The sequence below is a fragment of the Planococcus halotolerans genome, assembly GCF_003289955.1.
In the GTDB taxonomy this organism is placed as follows: Bacteria; Bacillota; Bacilli; order Bacillales_A; family Planococcaceae; genus Planococcus; species Planococcus halotolerans.
The window spans coordinates 826460-845356 of record NZ_QLZR01000002.1 but is presented as its reverse complement, the minus strand read 5'-3'; the positions used below and the strand labels follow the sequence as shown (position 1 = coordinate 845356).

Genomic DNA, 18897 nt, shown 5'->3' with positions numbered 1-18897 from the left:
TGGTATATGTCGATTATCCTTGATAAATGGGGAATTTTAAAACGGCGTTATTGGGTATTTTATCACCGGCAGTGACACCCCTATATTAAACACGACTCAGTTTACTTACGACAATAATAAATCGTGCCCCTGTGTCAGACACAACTCAGTTTAATCACGACAATTGAATTCAAAAGAAGCCGTCTGCATCAATCCCATCGGTTTTCAAATACAGCTTTCCCAATTTTATTCAGGATCGTAAATAGTCATAATTGAGCCGGACACAATGGTTAACTCCCTTAAAGTAGAGGTATAGTGTAGGATTTTTTGTATAAAACTATGGTGGGGCAGTTGGAAAACGGGAAAACGAAAAAGCGTAAAGCGCATCATACCGTGGAAGAGAAGCTGTAAGCCGTAAAACAGGTGATGTATCAAAATCGCCAACGGGTGGACGTTGTCATCGAAATGCAAATCTCAATGGGTACCATGAACAATTGGCTGCGTCGCTACCAAATTGAAGGTACCGAAGGGCTGCATCCCAAAAGGGATAGCAACTTGAAAGAGGAAGGGAAAGAGGAACTCGAACGGCTCCGGGTAATTGAAAAGAAATACTACGAGGGGCAAGAGGACATTGAAATCCTAAAAAAGTTCCAGGCCTCTCTAGGGGTGAACGGAAAGGGAAATGCTTCAAAGCGATAAGGAACATGAAAGGCGAGTATTCCGTCAGGAGCCTCTGTCGAGCTTTTGGTGTCTCTAAATCTGGGTACTTTGCGTATACGAATCGGCCAAAAAAGGAACCGAATCTGCGTGACCAGAAAGATTGCCAAATGATTTGGAAAGTCTATCTTCGGTCTAGAGGAGCGATTGGAGCCAAGGCTATTGCAGGTACGTTGAAGAGTCAGTTTCACTATGTGATCAATCACAAGCGTGTCGCTCGGCTGTTAGATGAGATGAATCTGAAATCCAGAATCCGAATGAAGAAGTCTCCGGAATTTACCATGCTGAAAGAGATAAAGAAAGTCTATCCGAACCGTTTGGAAAGGGATTTCGATTCACTTCTTCCAAACCGGAAATGGGTGGCGGATCTTACCGAATTTGCTTATTTCAATCAAAAGTTCTATGGCTGCGCAATCCTCGATCTGTTCGACCGTCAAGTAGTGGCATTTTGCCTAAGCGACCGTCCGAATGCCCTGCTGGTACAAGAAACGGTACAGGCGGCGATGGCAAATCGTCAGATGACCACATTGGATGGTCTTTTGAACCACACTGGCCGTGGCACCGTCTTTGCCTCAACGGCTTATCGAAAGCTGTCTCTGGAGCTGAAGTTTCAGCCGAGTATGTCACGGAAGGCCAACTGTTGGGACAATGCCGTTATTGAAAGCTTTTTCTCGCACTTGAAGACTGAGTTTCCGTTTCATTCTCAGCTGACTTCCAAAAAAGAAGTCGAAGCAGATTTGCATAAATTTATTACATACTACAATACAAAAAGAGGACAAAAACGTTTGAGCTACCTGTCGCCACAGATGTATTACCAAGCGTTTTTGGATAATAAAATCTCTTGATTTTACCGTCTCTACTTTTAGGGGGCTAGACTACAGGGACAATCTGGGAACTTCTGGAAGCCGCCCGCCTACATCACCGGCGGCTCCATATCCTCCACATGCTTGTCTTCTTCCGCATTCTGCGCATACGTCAGGCAATACATGCAATACGCCGTGTTGTTCTTCTCAAACGGTTCCGGCAATAATTCCCGCAGCAACTCCCGGTCCAAGAAAGCCGGAGCGGCCAGCGTATCGTCCCAATAAAGCGGGAACGAACTGTATGGATACTGCTCCAGCCGCTCGACCATCGGCTTCTTTGTCTGGATCGGATTGCGATGGATATAGCTGCTGACGGTGAGAAGACCGAGCCGGGAATCGACTTCCGTCGCAAAATAACGCTTCTGATATATGCGGCCAATGTGGTTGTAACGCTTCGCATAGGACATACTATAGCGCCTGTTGACCAGACTCATGATTTTGTGGAGCGGGTCCTGCAACGGCTTGATCAGGATATGGTAATGGTTCGTCATAAAACACCACGCCAGAATAGTGAACGGATAATCTACATGGACATGCAAAAAGACGCGCTTCAGCTCATGCATATCCTCTTTCGTGCGAAAAATCGGCTGCCGGTTATTGCCGCGCAGGATGACGTGATAATAGGAACTTGGATTAAATTCACGCCGTCTCGTCATGATCATTCACCGCATCAATGAATTCTGCGCAACCGAAGCGGAAATTTTCCACTTCAGCGCTTCATCCACCGCAGCGTCCGACACGGCATCTTCATTTCGCACATCGGCAATCGTCCTTGCCAGCCGCAAAATTTTCAACGTCGACCGGCTGCTCAGGTTCTCTTCGAAACTGGCCGCTTCGATCCGCGCCAGCTGTTCGGGGCTGAATGACACGGTTTCCTCGAACATCTTGACCGGCACAATGGCATTCGTATAGTTTGCGCCGTAGCGGAGCCGCTGCCGGTTACGTGCAGCCGCCACCCTCTCCCGCAATTCTTCGGACGTCGCCGAAGTCCCTTGTTCGAACACGCTCTGGCTCTTCAAAGCCAGCACAAAGTCGATGCGGTCGATGATCGGTCCGGTGATTTTCTGCATATACTTCAAACGGATTTTGTCACTGCAGACGCAATATTTCTCCCGCGCTCCGTAATAGCCGCAAGGACAAGGGTTGGTTGCAGCGATCAGATTGATGCTCGCAGGAAATCGGTCCGATCCTTCGACCCGGTTGACGACCGCAAATCCTGATTCGAGCGGCTGCCTTAAAGTATCGATGACGCGCCGCGGAAAATGCCCCAATTCATCAAGGAATAAAACACCCCGGTGGGCAAGCGACATCTCTCCGGGTTTCGGGTAACGCCCGCCGCCGACAATCGCACCTTCCGAAAAAGAATGATGCGGCGACCGGAACGGCGGACGGTCCGACAAGCTGCGCGCCTGTTTCGCCAGCTGGTAGATGCTGTAGACTTCCAGCACCTCATCATGTGTCAGATCCGGCAGAATCGTGTGGAACGCTTTCGCGAACAGACTTTTGCCGCAGCCGGGCGGACCGCTCATCAGCACATGATGGCCGCCAGCCGCAGTGCCCGTTTGGCATCCGTGTGTCCGCGTATTGCCGAAAAGCAGATATGCGGTGTTTTTTCAGTATCTTCGTAAACCGTTTCCGTTTGGAGCAGGGTGATTTCACTGTCAAAAAGGGAAGGCTGGCCCTTGAGGTGGGCGAGCAATGAGGACATGTCCGGCATGCAGATCAACTCGATATCCGCTGCTTGGGCAAAAAGGGAGATTTCAATGGGTGGAATGTAAATGTGCTTATATGTGAGGCATTGAACAGCATAGTGATTGTCCACACATTTCTGAGATATGCTATTCTAAAAGTATTGAAGTTGAAAAGCGAGGTGCTTTTTATGAAAAAAATGAAAGTGAACCCTGATTTTATTCCCTGCCTGCCAGTCCTAGGAGATGAAATGCTCGGTGGCTTCCCATTCAATTGGCATATCACCAAAGCAACTGCGTGGATCAAAGAGAATGGAGACCAGGTCGAGCTATCCAAGGTGCAAGTCGGGCCACCTGGTCCAGGAGCTGATTCAGCGAAATTGGATGAAGATTTTTTGCCACAGGCTGATTTGATGAAGCCGATCATCATGGTCCGCATGCGTCCGGAATTTTTCCGCTTGATCGACGGCAACCACCGTGTGGCAAAAGCGAGGCGGATGGGGGTGGCTGAGTTGCCGGCCTACTACCTGACACAGGAACAGCACCGGCAATTCTTCACTTCCGAAGACATGGACAAGAGGTATGTGGAGTATTGGAATGGTAAGCTAAAGGATTTCAGGAAAGACAACGGGCGATGGGGCGTTGTCGGGGAAGTGGGAGTTTAAGTGAATCGCTGATAGGATAGAATTGAATAAAAATGTGTCCCTGTGTCAAAGACGAATCAGTCTGTTCACGATAATTGCATCCCAAAGAAGCTGCCTCCAGAAACCCCCAAAGGTTTTCGGAGACAGCTTCTCTTTATTTATCCAGAAAAGTAAATAGACATAAATGCGTCTGACACCGAGTGTGCCGGTGACTGTCACCCCGAACTCAAAAACATAAAACCCGGGAATCGATCGGATTCCCGGGTGTATCTTTAACCTTATTTTATTATGCTTTTGACCAAGGATTTGGATGAATAACAGCCACTTGTGATTTGATGGACCAAGGATTTGGATGAATAACAGCCACTTGTGAATTGATGGACCAAGGACTTGGATGAATAACAGCTGTTTCGGCTGCTATGGCATTCACGCTTTCTTTTGAAATTGAATTATTAGTTTCGTAAGAAGTATCTCCGTCGACTGTTAGAACGCCGACCAATCCGAATGTGAATACTGCTAAAGTTAACCCGACTTTTTTTATCATTATGATGTTACCCCCATTTTATTTTATTTAACTGATAGAAATTACTTTTCTATAAATATCCCCGGATTTCCGGTATAGCTCCATTGCTTTTTCCTTTTGTCCAACCTCGCGATAATAGTTAGCGACCAGTGTGCAATAGTATGCGTATTCCGTATCATATCCATTGGAAGCAAAAAGAGGAAGGATTTCCATCTCCGCAAGATATTCAAAGCGCTCATGGTTCTCGTAAATCAAAGACTTCATTAAATGGAATTGATTGAATACATCGGCGACGACTTTATTGGATAAAGTGCTTTCTTCCATTTCAAACGTAGTCTGCGTACCTACTTCGCACCATTCCAAGGCTTTGTCTTTCCTGCCCAACTCGAAGTTGGCTTTGATCAAGCTTGTATAGCAACGGATTTCGTTAATTATGCTGCCCGATTCGCTCGTTTTCAAACACTTTTCCACATGACGGATCGTCGATTCAAAATCTTGGAATTGAAAGTAAAAATAACCCAAGTTGTACTCGATTAGAAACTCCAGTTCTGGCAAGTGAACCTCTTCAACTACCATTGCGGCTTTCTGCATATGATTAAATCCATTTTTAAAATTACGTGTTTTATGTTCCGCTAAACCAATACAAATGTGACATTCTGCTATTCTCTTTGGGTAGAACATATCCTGATACAATTCAAGAGCTTTTCCCGCATAACTTACTGCATCAAGTGGTTCTACAAGGTGACCGGATGTGATGCCCAACGTATAAAGCAGGTCAGCCATTTCAGGTGAAGGCAAATCTAAAGGAGCGGATGTCAAACAGCTTTTGTAAATATTCAGTGCCTCGAGGTAATTGCCTTCCGAGTAACAAATGTTTCCCCTGTATTTATTTAGGAAGAACAACTGTTGACTATTCATCAGATCTTTAAACTTACAAGCCTTTTCATATGTTTCCAAAGCGGCACTTACATCACCAGTAACGACGTAGTATCGGATTGTATGTATCAATAACTCAATGCGGTAAATTTCCTTCAAATGATCTTTTTTTTGATTTTGAACATTATCGAATGCTTCAATCATTTTAGAGCGGCTCTTAATGTGCGTCAGCAATGACTTCAACTCTAAAATACCCGTTTCCACTAAAGGCAGTACAAAAGGATCCAAAGGAATTCCGAGGCGAAGACAGAGCTTTTTATAAACTTTATCCTCTAACGGAAATTGCTCCATTTCAGCCAATCGTAAATTTTCTTGTGAAAGGTTTCCTGCAGCAAGTTCTTTTAGAGATAAACCTTGTTCAATGCGATGATACTTTACTCTTAAACCTCTGCCGTAATTTTCGAATTCTGATTTGTATGTACGACCTCCTTCACTCTTATATATAGTAGAACTTGAAGATGTTTCACGCAGCATAGTCATTAAATGACTTCCCCCTTGCAATTATAAACCGCATTCTCTATCTTTTTTGGGTCTAATAAGCTTTATTCCCTTAAATATTATACCATCAGATAGGAACCAATTCACTAAATTTATCCAGTATAACAGCCTATTTTCAATGACATTAGTCATTGGAATAACAAATCGATTGTAACTTTATACCTAATTTTTATACAGAAAAGTAAATGGGCATAATTGTTTCGGACACAGGAACAATCTAAGAACTGCTGGGAAAAAGATAAGAAGCGGCCTTCCTATACCTTTGACGGCTCCATATCTTCCTCCTATTTGAAAAAATGTATTTCTATGTCGGACTCTTATCATTTATTTAAGGAAGCGGTTCGGATCAATTATGGGCGGCAAGGTGATAAAGTAAGAGGAAGAATATTTACTGGAATGAATTTTAATGACTTTCTACTATTAAGAAATGGTCTTCCGTTTTTACTTATACACTTACAACAAATGTTTTTTGCTTTCCAGGTGATGATGATTAAGAAAAGTCTAAGCTGATCCTTGCTTGCCACTATAATACTTATATGTAATAGTAAGGGAAATGATGAAGTGACTTTAAGGAAAACAGGGGGATGACAATGGCTTGGCTTATTCGTATTTTGATTTCAGCAATAGCTGCCGGACTGGCAGGAATCAGCATTTTTTTAGCAACTCTAGGAGCTTACGCCTTTTATGGTAATGAAATTGCGCAGCTTCCTCCATCGGAACCTGGAGAATTCGGGGATGGTTTTTTAGTTCTCATATTTGCGGGTTACGGTGCATTGCTGGCGATTCCAATATTATTTATCATCTTCATAATTTTTTACAAGCGGCTGAACATGCTTGGTTTGCTGCTTGGTCTGGGATTCGGATTCTGGCTCACCCGATTGGTCCAGCTCCTCGCTGCGTGGACTCAAATGGTAGATGGAGACAATCCATGGATTTATGACTATCTCGATATGAGCGCTTTCATCTTTATGCTGGTGGGCCTGTTTTTCATTAAGCATGATACAAAATGGTTCAGTCTGGCAGGAACTGTTGCCGGCGCTGCAGGCGGATTTCTCATTTCTTACGGGGCAGTGATCGCGTATCGCTGGGTGGATAACACGCTGATCTCTTATAGAAATTTTGGTCTAATAGAAACTAGTGTCGTGTTGTTCGGTGTATTATTGTTTGCGTTGATTGGAAACGCAATCGGTAAAAAGTACCGACGAAAACCGAATGACCACAGTGTCCTTCAAGAATCTACATAATAAAAATCACGCCCCTGTGTCAGGCAGGATTAAGTATATTCACGCCAATTGCATCCCAAAAAAGCTGCCTCCCGAAACCATCAAGGTTTTCAGTGGCAGCTTCTTTATATTTATCTAGAATAAAGGAATCTTGGGAGCGGGTGTTTTTCTCTTCTATTCTGCGTCTTCCTCTTCGCTTTTACGAAGTTCCCGATCTTTCTCATCATCATCTTTCGGTTTGTAATCTTCTTTATAAAAAGCCTGTTTTGCGCCTGCTGCTATTTGCTGAGCCGCGTTGACATCCATTTCATCTCCGGTCATGTCTTCATCCAGCTTTTTCTTATCCCTCATTCCAGCAGCTCCTTTCGCTTGAAGAGTATAGTATTTTATTTCCCTTTTCGGTCGTCGGCTAAACAGTCCAGCGATGCCTTAAAATCGAGTATGAATATATGTTGTTATGCTAATGGATGTGTTTATCCAAGAAGGATCTATTTCCTTTTTTTGTTGAATTTATTTAAGTGAAGTTCAAGTTTGAATAAGGAAGGAAATAAAGGGAGCTGCAAAATTGTTACGCTGCCAGCCTTTCGGGCAGTAGGATTGAAATGGGAGGGTACGACTATACCGTATTTAGAGAAGTCGATGTAGATTACCATGGTCCATAAATGTCGATTAAAGATGTATATTATCCAGCCGATCAAGATCCGGATAATCCGCATTTTGATATTTATATACCGATTGTAAAAAGATAGATCGTGCCACTGTATCAGCGCAATTCAATTTATCAAAGACAATTTCATGCTAAAGAGGCTGTATCCAGAAACCCAATGGATTTGGGATGTAGCTTTTTTATATTTAACGGAAATGGCAGAAAATAAAATTAAAAAAGAAATTATAGAGATTATTCGAGCGAAAGTAAAGGTTTGAGGGGAGTCGAGATAAGGAAACATAAAGATAAAATTTAAGGTGATAAATAATTTAAAATAGTTAGACATTTAAGGATATGTACCTATATAATTAACAAAGTAAGGACGTAGAGGAAGAACATGAGAGGAAGCTGAGTGGGTAACGAATAGCTGAAGATAAATATCTCCAGAGCCTAGATCAAGGGAGTGCAGATCACAATATTTATTTTATCAAGCTAAGAAGGGGCCATAAACGGTGCTCGGAAGTTTGGGGAATGCATTAGGAAAACATTATCTTCATTTTAGTTTAAAATGGGTCATATTAACTAATGGCAATCTGCAAGCGTATAAACACAAAGGAGGTGAGTAGGATGTGAGGAAGAAAACAGTGCAAAAGAAAAACCCCCGGGTGTGATAGTCGTGGGGACATCACCCGGAGGCAGCAGCTGGAGTATACCAACTATCTGTTAGTATACTCCTTTTTTGGCAGAAGTTTAAGTGCTAATTTCAAAAAGGGGGTTATGGAGATGAAGAAAAAAGAGATTATTAAGATGAAACAGGAATATGCAATCAGTTCGGAAACGATCATGGTCGTGCCGAACTACGATGAGAATGGGGTACTGACTTCTTTATTGGGCAAGAAGAACGGTGTGACGAATGCCGGTTTAAGCCCTCTTGACTTGATCGATACAAACCTTCGCTACCGCGGATCCAGTATGCGGGGAGCGATGGATGGTGCTCAGGCAATCCTTGAGAAAAAGAATATGAATCCCCTGATTCTGGACCGCGAGCAGGATATCATCCTGTTCCCGTGCCGGTCACCGTTTCGTCCGGACTGTGTATGGCTGTCGCTTCGCCATGTGAAGAATTACAAAAAGGCCGGAACCAGCCATACGCAAGTTGAGCTGAGCAATGAAAGTACCATCACCATCGATGTAAGCAAACAAACTTTTGATAAGAAAATGCAAAGGGCGTATGAGCTGCGCTATAAGATGCAAGCGCAGACGCAGCAGTTTGAGGGGAAGGCGATGGAGGCGGGGACGGTCTATCATTTGTTTAAGAATGTAGACCGGCTGAATTATGAGGGCGGGCAATCAGAAGAACAGGAATTTGCAGAAAGCCTGTAATTGTCCAGATGATCCGAGTTCCTGAGAAAGACAGAATTCCATACAGTTTTGAGCCAGTCGACAATTGAATATAAAAACATCCCATTCTGGAAATTTCTCATTCCCGGGATGGGATGTTTTATTATTGCAAAGAGTGGAGTATGAATGATTCCAAGGTTGAAACTATGAAGACGAATAATCATGCTGTGAAACTCCAGGAGTAACTTTGAGTCTTCATCTGCCTTCCAGCATCTTAGCAGCTCAATCCTCGCGGTCGATTAAAGTCGGATGCGTGATTCTGCTGAAATTGAAAGCACTGAAGTTCTCTTCAGTATAATCTGTATCAATTTTCTCCAATGCTGTAAAAATTGACAGAGTCGTCCCAGAAGCAACACCGATATAAGGGAAAATCTTTGCATTTATTATCTTCAATATTACTTTTATTTTATTTGTGTAAAAGGGGATTTAGAAGAAGGAGAATCGGTTATGTACGGAGAAGGTAACATCAATCTTTCGGTGCTGAAATCCTTGGAGCCACTGGACTTATGCAGCTTGTGTTTTTTGACATAAAGGAGGATGAATTATGCCGAGCATGAAAGACAAGGGAGACTATCTCGAAATTACAACAGGAGCCTCGAGGGTGATTTTTACGAAGCAGTGCAAAATCACAAGGACGATCAATGATTTACTCGTCGGGATATTCTTCGTGTTCGGCAGCTTGCTCAATTTTCTGGGCGCAGCTGAGTTCTATGGCAATATGCTGTATCTCTTCGGCAGTTTGATCTTAGCCAGCCGCGCGATCTACAGCATTAAAGAAAACATCAGGGTGGAGCATGAAGTGAAGCAGGCGAATTTGGATAAAACGAGTGTTTGAAGGAGAGATTCGAGTTAAAGAAAGTGAGAGTGAATGTTGAAAAGCCATTCTCGGTAAACTTGAGTAATGCGCCTCACAAAGAAAGAAACGATTCTAAAAAGTACTGGTATGTCAGTTCAATTCAAAACAAAAAACAACCGATCCCAAGAATAAATCATTCTTGAAATCGGTTGTTTTTTTATCGTTCTTTCCACTCGTAATAGTCTTCGATACCTTCAGCGACCGCTGAAGCTGCACGTTCTTTGTATGTGGAAGTAGCCAATTTTGCTGCATCTCCGGAGTTGGTAAGGAAACCTAATTCAACAAGAGCGGCTGGAAGCGGGTTGGCTTCAATAACGCGGTAATCGTATTCTTTTACGCCTCTGTTCGTATGTTCCATCGCTTTGTACAAGCGGTTTTGGATGAATGTTGCAAGTTGCTTGCTGTCGTTTGCAACGGAAGCGGAATAGAATGTTTCAGAACCGCTTACCCCTGCTGAAGCAGCGTTGGCGTGAATGCTGACGAATGCATCAGCTCCATTTTTAACGCCATAAGCAGCGCGGTAATCCAAGCTGTAGAATACGTCGGTTCTGCGAACCATCAAGACTTGGATGCCTTTCGCTTTTAACATTCTTTCGACGCGAAGTGAAACATCAAGGTTTACATCTTTTTCACGTAAGCCGTTTGCTACTGCACCCGGGTCGCTGCCGCCGTGGCCGGCATCAATCACCATTACGCGTGAAGGTGTAGCAACGACTTTGCTCAAATAGCTGAGGCTGAAGTAGCCGGTCACCGTTCCGGATTTTCCGTAAGCCCAGTTGCCGTTATAGCCATATACTTGAACTTCAGCGCCTTTTTGGATCTGGCCGATTACATTATAGCCGGTTGAAGGGCCGGTACGTGCATTTAAATTATCAGTAGTTGAATATAATTTAGCAATTGTTGCATTTTGGAAAGTCACTTTGAATTTAGTGTCCAGGGAACGTGCCAGGAAGATTGCAAATTCTTCTCTTGTCAATTTCTGTAATGGTGAGTATTTTCCGTCGCCTGTTCCAGTTGAAATGCCGGCTGTCGTTATTTTATTCACTGCCGTGTAAAGGCTGTTGCTGGCATTGTTGACTTCAACATCTGCATAGAACACTGAACTGGTTTGTGTTAAATAGAATGCACGGCTGAGTAAGCGGGCCATTTCCCCGCGTGTCATAATCTGCGAAGGTTTGAAGCTTCCGTCAGGGTAACCTGAGATAAATCCCTTTTCAACAGCTGACTGAATATATCCTGAGCCGTAGCTGGTTGGATTCACATCGGAGAATTTGGTGTTTCTCTTTGTTCCATTTAATCCAAGTGCACGGCCGATCATAGTAGCTGCTTGTTCGCGAGTTACCAAATGGCTGGGTCCAAATTCGTATTTGGATATTCCTTGGATGAGCCCTCTGTCGTAAAGATAATCGATTTCTACATCTTCTGCGCCTATATCCTTGAAGACTGTCCAAGCTGAAGCGGGGCTTGGTCCTATACTTGAAATCACTAACAGAGCAGCGACGAGAAACAACATTACCTTGCTTATGAAATTATTCATCTTTCTTTCTTTTTCCCCTCTCGGTTCATGCTATTTTTCTAACTATGATAACTTTATCATGATTTTATGCTAATTTATGTATTTTTTTATAAAATAATTAATTTGTATGGTTTAAAAGTCAAACTCGTTTTTTTAGTGCAGAGATATGAGACTAAGGTATTATAGAATAATCGTATACTGATATCTCCTAGTAACAGCGATAATAAGAGTGTTTATTATTTGTAAAAACTGTTAGATATGGACAAACTGTCACGGTAAAAGAACTTGAAACATTCGCAGAGGAAAAAAGCTTTGTGCAAGTATGTGCAACGGCGCAGCTTGTTCAATGAAGTGAAAGAAAAAACCATTTACAAATAGATATATCTACAAAAATTAAATTAAAAATTGGTAATATGATATTATAAAATTTGTGTATTCATTATTGCTAAGGAGTTGCAAGAGTTTATGGAAACAAAAAGACGTATTCGCCCTGAATTAGAAGGCTTACGGGCAATCGCAGCGTTATTAGTGGCAGTTTACCATATATGGTTTAACCGGGTTTCAGGTGGAGTAGACGTGTTCTTTGTTGTATCCGGCTTCTTAATTACGACTTCTTTGTTATCGATGTACCAGAAAAACGGCAAAATATTTTATTTTTCTTATATCGTAAAGTTGATGAAACGGCTTTTGCCGACTGCCTGGCTGATCGGGATTACGACTTTTATCGCCAGTCTGTATCTCCTTCCGGTCTTTATGAAACAACAGAACCTGAATGAGTTTTTAGCTTCCGCGTTTTATTTTCAGAACTGGCGGCTTGCGAGCGATTCAGTCGATTATTTAGCGCAGAACAATACAGCTTCTCCGTTCCAACATTTCTGGGCGTTGAGCATTCAGTTTCAATTTTATTTGATTTGGCTCTTATTATTCTTTATAGCTCTGACTGTGATGCGGCTGGTTTCAGGCAATCATATGAAACGAGTGCTGATTGTTTTGATTTCAGTCATTGCAGCCGTGTCGTTTGGCTACTCGGTTTATCTGACGAATGTCAATCAGCCAGTGGCCTATTATCATACATTTACCCGTGTATGGGAATTTGGAATTGGCGGGGTATTGGCATTGACAATCCACAAAATAGTGCTTTCTACGCGTCTTGCCTGGTTGTTCGGCTGGACGGGGCTGATCGGGCTGATCAGCTGTGGCATCATCTTGCAAGTTTCCGAGCTTTTTCCAGGGTACGCCGCGCTTTGGCCGGTATTATCCGCAGTTCTGATTATTGTGGCCGGAAATTATTCTGTGAATTTCAGCGCGTTCCGTTTGCTTAGCTGGAAACCTTTAGTGGCATTCGGCAGTATTTCATATGCATTTTATCTATGGCATTGGCCGTTGCTGATTTTCTATTACGCTGTGTTTGATATGGAAACGGTATCTGTTTTTCATGGATTGCTCATTATCATTACGGCTGCGGTTTTTGCTTATATGACTATCTATGGATTTGAATCACCGATTCGCAAAGTTCAGCTATCCATCTGGAAGACTGCAGGCATCATCGCCGTTTTTTCTGCTGTGATATGGATTTCAACCTTGTCGTATCAGGAAATCGCTTTGGAAAGCGCGTCAGTCAACTCAGAACTCCTGAATGAAAGTTTCAGCACCCACCCTGGAGCAGCCACCTATTTGATAGATGGCCGTTTAACTACGGTGAATGAATACGAAGAGCCGATGCTCCCAAGTCTCGAAGTTGCGCCAAAGGATATGTCGGAAATTTACGGAGACGGCTGCATCTATGCGAAAACTGAACCAAAGATTTGTGAATACGGTGCATTGGAGAATTATGAGTATACGGTCGCATTGGTCGGTGGATCCCATTCAGCCCAGTGGCAGCCTATGCTTGCAGAAGTGGCTGACGAACACAATATTAAAATCGTTACATATCTGAAAGGCAATTGCCGTTTCAGCTTTGAAGATTCCTTGGATTTTCCTGAATGTGATGTGTGGTTTGAAAAAGTGACAAACCTACTTGTAGAACTGAATCCTGATCTTATTTTCACAGTAGGAGATGTAGGAGAGATGAAAGAGGAATTTGATACAGTCCCTGAAGGCTTTATCGAGGCCTGGAAATTTTTTGAAAAGCAGGATATCCCTTTGTTTTTAGTACAGGATACGCCTTGGTATAAAGAGAACAATTTAATCTGTCTTAGTGAAAACGCAGATGCTCCGGAAAATTGCAAGAAGAAGAAAGAAGAGGTATTCAGAGATCCGAGTCCGCTGTCCCAAGTTGATTATTTACCGGAAAGTGCGACCACAATCGAAGTGGCTGAATATTTCTGTGACGACGAGTATTGCCATAGTGTAGTCGGCAACATTATCACACATTTTGATAACAACCATATAACCGCCACATTTGCTAAAAGTTTTGCGCCAGTCTTTGAAAAACCGCTTTTGGAAGCATTGGAAAATCCGTAACTCACGCTAAAGTAAAACAGCCATTCCAAAAATTCTCTGGAGTGGCTGTTTTGATGTCCTTTTGCTGCAGTAACTTCTTATTTTAGTTGATTACATTCTAATCTTAAGTACAGCCTTTTAATGAATCTCAAAAAGAAGAAAGAAGAAAAAGGGGAAACCGGATGAAAAAGACTATTTTACTGACCACTGGGGTCATTGCTGCACTCATTATAGGAGTTGTTATTTGGCTGGTCGCCGATTATTTTATCGAATCTCAGATTGAAGACCGGAATGCACGGGAGTTTATAGAAGAGAAATATGATATGGAGGCTGTCATTATCCGTGAAACCAATGCCGATTTTGTGAACGGGCACAGCTACGAAATGGCGTTTGAAGAACAAAGGGATGTGGTGTTCACCGTCACGGTGGATGTCGAGAATTACTCCACCATTTACCGTGATGATTACGAGGCTGTCCGGAAACTTCACGAACTTCGTGGGAATATGGAAAAACTGATGCCGGAAATCGAAGCAATCGGCTTTACGGAGCCTTCCACAGTTGAACTGGCGGAACATGTCGTAAAAAGCATGAAGACAGGCGAAGCGGTCCGCTGGCTGAACTTGGAAACAGAGGACAGCTATGAAACCATTGAAAGGCCGGAAGTTCAAAAGGTGAAGGAGCTGCTGGACCTGCAGCGGAAACACGGCCTCGATGTCCAAAAAATCCTGATCGACAGTAAAAGCGGAGGGAATTCTGTAACAATGGATCTGCGCACAATGGAAGAAGTCCATAGCGTCGAAGAAGTGGAAGCACACGTCATCGGTAACGACCTCACGCTGGCCGGCAAAAGGTTCGAAGAAAAATGGAGTAATGCCGCCGCTGAGGCCGAAACGGAACGCTTCAGTTTTAATGACGAATTTGATGATAATTGGGTAAGCTGCCATCAGGTTAATCATAAAGGTGACTGCATCAATTTACTGGCGAATGTTACTTTTGCTCCAGGCGAACTGAGCCGGCAAAACCCACATCTCGAGGAAGACCTGAACGCCATCTTTAATTTTTTTGACAGCATCGAGCCCAAGATGATGCAAGTAGATCTAGTGATGAACGACCTGGAGACGGAAGGGAACACGGTGCGTTTGTTCTTGCGAGAACGCAAAAATTACGAGTCCACTGAGGCGTTAATCGAGGATTTGGTGAAGGGTTGACCAGTCGTAAAATCGTGGCAGTGAGTTAACTAAGGTTCAGACTCTTGCTGCTATGTACATTTCTAAGAAGCTGTATCCAGAAACCCCGACGGTTTTCGGATGCAGCTTCTCTATGTTTATTTGAATGTTAGGGAGCAGCAAACTATAAAGCAATCTTTTTAAAATCATGGATATGTTATAATTATTGGATAATTTAATGGTTTATTAATTCTGATAATTTAGGAGGGCTTTTTTGATAAAAAAGATTTTAGCAGGCTCGATTTTATTGGTTATAATCCTTGTCGCTGCAGTACTGATGATGACAAGGGAAAAAGACAGCACAGCGCCGGAAGTGCAGGGGGTGGAAAAGGATTTATACAATGAGCCGGTTACCCCGACTTTCAATGAAGGCACGGCTGAGTTGAACGGTGACGGGTTCAGCAGCGGTACGGCCATTTCAGAAGACGGGGTTTATACTTTGGAAGTGACGGACGACAATGGGAATACGGCAGTTAAAGAATTTACGATTGATCAGACGGCTCCGGAAAAACCGGCTGTCGGCGGAGTGGATAATCAGACGGAAATGATAGAAGGAAGTGCAGAAGCAAATAGCAAAGTGAAAGTTTGGTCGGACGAGGAGCTTTTGGCGGTAGGTATGTCGGGCGATGACGGTAATTTCAGTTTGCCGGTAGAGACGCCGCCTGCAGGATCTACTGTTTTTATTGCAGCGATCGACCCGGCAGGGAACCAAAGCGCCATGACCAAAGCGGAAGTCAGCGATGTCACAGCCCCGAATGCGCCGGAAGTGGCTGAAGTATCTGACAGACAGGATCAAATCGAAGGGCAGTCAGAGTCCGGCTCAACGGTATTCATCTATGCCGGAGACGATAAGCTGGCTGAAACAGAAGCTGAAGAAGGGAAATTCTCCGCTCCGGTCGAAAATTTGGAGGCTGGGAAAGAACTGACGCTGCACGCAGTGGACGATGCAGGCAATAAGAGTGAAGCGGTAACTGTGACCGTCAAGGACCGGACTGCGCCAGATGCGCCGGAAGTCAATGCGGTGACAGAAGAGTCGACTGCCATTTCCGGTAAAGCGGAGCCGGGAGCGGCGATTCGGGTTTTTGCGGGTAATGAGAAGATAGGTGAAACCACTGTGAATGACAATGGTGAATTCAAGGTGGAAATTGCCCGGCAGACGAGCGGGACGGAACTTGAGGTTATTGCCATTGATGAGGCGGGTAATGAGAGTGAAGCGCGAATCGTGAAAGTTGGCAGCAGTCAGGGGCAGGGGAGTGGATCGGCCGTTGAGCCGACCTATATAGATGGCATTCTGGTCGTCAATAAAAAATATGGCCTGCCGCCAAGCTATGCACCCGGCGTCAATCAGACAGCCCAGTCAGCGCTGAACCGTATGCTAGCGGATGCTGAAAAAGCCGGTCATGAACTTAGTGTCATCAGTTCCTACCGGTCCTATTCGTATCAGGAGGAACTGTATAATCGATATGTAAATACACATGGCGAGGAACAGGCCAAAAGATTTGCAGCGCTCCCTGGACATAGTGAACATCAGACGGGTCTTGCTTTTGACCTGGGAGGAACAGAAAGCCAGGATGATTGGCTGAGCGGCTCGTTCGGCGACACGCCGGCTGGCAAGTGGCTTGCGGAGAATGCGCATAAATACGGTTTTATCGTCCGTTACCCTAAAGGAAAAGAAGCCATCACTGGCTACATTTACGAGCCGTGGCATTTCCGCTACCTGGGAGTCGACACCGCGACGGATGTTTATAACAGCGGTTTGACGCTCGAGGAGTATTTGGGGGTTAGTGGGAGGTAACAACAACGCTCCCTGTGTTAAGTACAATTCTCTTTATACAAAACAAAGAAAATGCATGAAGGATCCTGCTCTTCCAGTAATGGAAAGAATCCTTCATGCATTTTTATGTCTTGACGTGATGAGTCATAATGGCACCGTACATAGTAAAATTGCGCCTCAGTATCAGATGCGATTTAAGTTGCAGAATCAGAAACTTGGCCTTTCAGGGGAAGAAAAAATTATATGGAATTCCATCTGTTCGCGATAATTGAATTGCCAAGAAACTTTTATTTCCATTGAATACAAGGCTTATGGCGAAAGATATTGAACTTGACAATCCTTATCATTCCACTATACTTTATTCATGTATTCCGATAGGAAAGGTATGTTTTATTATGTTTATCGATATAAAGGAAATCAATAAAATATATATGGATCAAGACCAAAAGCCAAATACAGTGCTGAAGAGCATCAATTTATCTATCCGAAAAGGCGAATTCGTCTCAATTTTGGGTCCGTCAGGGTGCGGCAAATCGACTTTGCTTTCAATGATAGCAGGACTGACCGATGCCACATCCGGTGATATCTTCGTCGACTCCAAAAAAGTTGTAAAACCCGGCAAGGACAGAGGTATGGTTTTTCAGGAAGCCGCTCTTTTTCCGTGGCTGAACGTCAGTGAAAACGTCATGTTCCCGTTGCGGAAAGAAATGTCCAAAGAAGAAGGGTTGGAAAGAGCCCGCCATTTCCTTGCAATGGTGCAGCTCAGCAATTATGCCAATCTTTATCCGCATGAATTGTCTGGAGGTATGCAGCAGCGAGTATCGATTGCCCGTTCTCTTGCGATGGACCCGGCTGTTTTGTTGATGGACGAACCTTTTGGCGCGTTGGACGAGCAGACAAGAAGCCGTCTCCATGGTCAATTGGAGAAAATCTGGACAGATACGAAAAAGACGATTGTCTTTGTTACACACAGCATTTCTGAATCGATTAAATTGTCAGACCGCATCATCGTCATGGGAACGCGGCCGGGCACTGTTCTGACTGATATAAAGGTGGACATACCCCGCCCACGTGAAGAGCATAAAACGGAAATGGCAGTGCTTGAAGAAGAGATAATGGAACTGCTGAAGAAAGAAATTGACAAAGTGGTCGATGAGGAGCTTGCATATGAAGCCAGTAGTTAAACGCATCATCTTCTTTGCAGCGCTTATCGCTTTCTGGGAACTTGGATCGCGTCTTGAATTATGGCACGAAACCATTTTGCCGTCACCGCTCAGTGTCTATGAGTCATTAGCCGCGGGCTTTTCCGACTTTACGCTGGTCTATGATCTGGCGGCAAGTTTTCGGCGGCTGCTCATCGGCCTTGTGGTTTCTCTATTGATCGGTACAGCTATCGGTATTTTGCTTGCACGTTCAAAAACGGCTGATGACACACTCGGCACGATGGTTTTGGCCTTGCAGAGTGTGCCAAGCATTGTTTGGCTGCCTCTTGCGATGATGTGGTTCGGACTTGGCGAAGGCGCTATTATATTCGTTGTTATTCTCGGTGGAACATTCGTCATGATTTTAAATGTCCGGACCGGCATCAAAAACGTCAATCCGCTTTATATCCGGGCAGCCCGGACTATGGGATCGAGCGGCATTGATTTATTCATGAAAGTTATTATCCCCGCTTCAGTCCCTTACCTGGTGACTGGCGCGCGTCTTGCCTGGGCGTTCGCCTGGCGGGCGTTGATGGCCGGGGAACTGCTGAGCGCTGGTCCGGGGCTGGGGTATACGCTTCGGTATGCATCCGATTTCGGGAATATGTCACTCGTCATCGGCGTCATGATCATCATTGGAGTCGTTGGCGCGGTGGTCGATCAATTGATATTCCAGCGCATCGAAAAATCTGTTCTCAGACGTTGGGGTTTGGAAAACTGATTTAAGCTGGAAATGAAAAGACTTAACGGAATCGCGCCTGAC

At 44.1% G+C, this 18897-nt stretch carries 19 protein-coding genes; 11 read left to right on the top strand and 8 right to left on the bottom strand.

Annotated elements, in window-relative coordinates; all coding sequences use genetic code 11:
- The first annotated feature begins 426 nt into the window (after positions 1-426).
- Together DP120_RS08780 and DP120_RS08775 are read left to right on the top strand one after the other, a co-directional pair.
- Entirely contained in the window at positions 427-678 is a 252-nt protein-coding gene (locus tag DP120_RS08780; RefSeq protein ID WP_205854520.1) for a hypothetical protein, read from the top strand.
- A gap of 5 nt (positions 679-683) precedes the next feature.
- A complete protein-coding gene (locus DP120_RS08775; protein ID WP_112223244.1) occupies positions 684-1541 on the top strand; it encodes an IS3 family transposase in 858 nt (285 codons plus the stop codon).
- Positions 1542-1609: 68 nt separating this feature from the next.
- Here the strand turns inward: DP120_RS08775 and DP120_RS08770 are convergent, their stop codons facing one another.
- From DP120_RS08770 to DP120_RS18440, 3 genes are read right to left on the bottom strand one after another with little or no spacing between them, the layout of a single operon-like run.
- Entirely contained in the window at positions 1610-2221 is a 612-nt protein-coding gene (locus DP120_RS08770) for a transposase (protein ID WP_240611996.1), read from the bottom strand.
- Positions 2222-3088 carry an ATP-binding protein gene (locus DP120_RS08765; RefSeq protein ID WP_240612001.1) on the bottom strand — a complete coding sequence of 289 codons (867 nt, stop codon included), beginning with the start codon at positions 3086-3088 and terminating at the stop codon, positions 2222-2224.
- Positions 3088-3381: a hypothetical protein gene (locus DP120_RS18440; RefSeq protein WP_165843755.1), complete on the bottom strand. Its 294-nt coding sequence runs from the start codon at positions 3379-3381 to the stop codon at positions 3088-3090. The genes DP120_RS08765 and DP120_RS18440 overlap by 1 nt, the downstream gene beginning before the upstream one ends.
- A gap of 57 nt (positions 3382-3438) precedes the next feature.
- Between DP120_RS18440 and DP120_RS08755 the strand changes: the two genes are divergently transcribed.
- Positions 3439-3912, top strand: coding sequence for a ParB N-terminal domain-containing protein (locus DP120_RS08755; RefSeq protein WP_133257381.1), 474 nt, complete (start codon positions 3439-3441; stop codon positions 3910-3912).
- Positions 3913-4177: 265 nt separating this feature from the next.
- Here the strand turns inward: DP120_RS08755 and DP120_RS08750 are convergent, their stop codons facing one another.
- Both DP120_RS08750 and DP120_RS08745 read right to left on the bottom strand, forming a co-directional pair.
- Positions 4178-4435 carry a hypothetical protein gene (locus DP120_RS08750; protein WP_112223241.1) on the bottom strand — a complete coding sequence of 86 codons (258 nt, stop codon included), beginning with the start codon at positions 4433-4435 and terminating at the stop codon, positions 4178-4180.
- A 27-nt stretch (positions 4436-4462) separates the two neighbouring features.
- Entirely contained in the window at positions 4463-5830 is a 1368-nt protein-coding gene (locus tag DP120_RS08745; RefSeq protein ID WP_112223240.1) for a hypothetical protein, read from the bottom strand.
- A gap of 608 nt (positions 5831-6438) precedes the next feature.
- Here DP120_RS08745 and DP120_RS08740 point away from each other — a divergent pair.
- On the top strand, positions 6439-7092 hold the full coding sequence (locus DP120_RS08740; protein ID WP_112223239.1) for a hypothetical protein: 654 nt from the start codon (positions 6439-6441) through the stop codon (positions 7090-7092).
- A gap of 153 nt (positions 7093-7245) precedes the next feature.
- Here the strand turns inward: DP120_RS08740 and DP120_RS18435 are convergent, their stop codons facing one another.
- The gene (locus tag DP120_RS18435) at positions 7246-7422 is read right to left on the bottom strand and encodes a hypothetical protein (protein WP_165843754.1); all 177 of its coding nucleotides are present in this window, start codon (positions 7420-7422) and stop codon (positions 7246-7248) included.
- 1078 nt (positions 7423-8500) lie between these two features.
- Here DP120_RS18435 and DP120_RS08735 point away from each other — a divergent pair.
- On the top strand, positions 8501-9100 hold the full coding sequence (locus tag DP120_RS08735) for a competence protein ComK (protein ID WP_165843753.1): 600 nt from the start codon (positions 8501-8503) through the stop codon (positions 9098-9100).
- Between the two features lie 240 nt (positions 9101-9340).
- Here DP120_RS08735 and DP120_RS18430 read toward each other — a convergent pair whose 3' ends face one another.
- Positions 9341-9511 (bottom strand): hypothetical protein, encoded by a 171-nt coding sequence (locus DP120_RS18430; protein ID WP_165843752.1) that lies wholly within the window; start codon positions 9509-9511, stop codon positions 9341-9343.
- 151 nt (positions 9512-9662) lie between these two features.
- Here DP120_RS18430 and DP120_RS08730 point away from each other — a divergent pair, with 151 nt between their 5' ends.
- Positions 9663-9953: a YrhK family protein gene (locus DP120_RS08730; protein WP_112223237.1), complete on the top strand. Its 291-nt coding sequence runs from the start codon at positions 9663-9665 to the stop codon at positions 9951-9953.
- 178 nt (positions 9954-10131) lie between these two features.
- Here DP120_RS08730 and DP120_RS08725 read toward each other — a convergent pair whose 3' ends face one another.
- On the bottom strand, positions 10132-11487 hold the full coding sequence (locus tag DP120_RS08725; RefSeq protein WP_240611995.1) for an N-acetylmuramoyl-L-alanine amidase: 1356 nt from the start codon (positions 11485-11487) through the stop codon (positions 10132-10134).
- Between the two features lie 468 nt (positions 11488-11955).
- On the opposite strand from DP120_RS08725, the gene DP120_RS08720 reads away from it, so the two are divergent.
- From DP120_RS08720 to DP120_RS08695, 5 genes are all read left to right on the top strand, one after another.
- Positions 11956-13953, top strand: coding sequence for an acyltransferase family protein (locus DP120_RS08720; protein ID WP_112223235.1), 1998 nt, complete (start codon positions 11956-11958; stop codon positions 13951-13953).
- A 161-nt stretch (positions 13954-14114) separates the two neighbouring features.
- Positions 14115-15140 carry a hypothetical protein gene (locus DP120_RS18610; RefSeq protein WP_205854519.1) on the top strand — a complete coding sequence of 342 codons (1026 nt, stop codon included), beginning with the start codon at positions 14115-14117 and terminating at the stop codon, positions 15138-15140.
- A 232-nt stretch (positions 15141-15372) separates the two neighbouring features.
- Positions 15373-16953: a D-alanyl-D-alanine carboxypeptidase family protein gene (locus DP120_RS18425; protein ID WP_165843751.1), complete on the top strand. Its 1581-nt coding sequence runs from the start codon at positions 15373-15375 to the stop codon at positions 16951-16953.
- Positions 16954-17327: 374 nt separating this feature from the next.
- Complete coding sequence (locus DP120_RS08700; RefSeq protein WP_112223233.1) at positions 17328-18116, top strand: ABC transporter ATP-binding protein; 789 nt, start codon at positions 17328-17330, stop codon at positions 18114-18116.
- A complete protein-coding gene (locus DP120_RS08695) occupies positions 18100-18855 on the top strand; it encodes an ABC transporter permease (RefSeq protein ID WP_112223232.1) in 756 nt (251 codons plus the stop codon). Before DP120_RS08700 ends, DP120_RS08695 begins: the two co-directional genes overlap by 17 nt.
- The last annotated feature ends 42 nt before the right edge of the window (positions 18856-18897 follow it).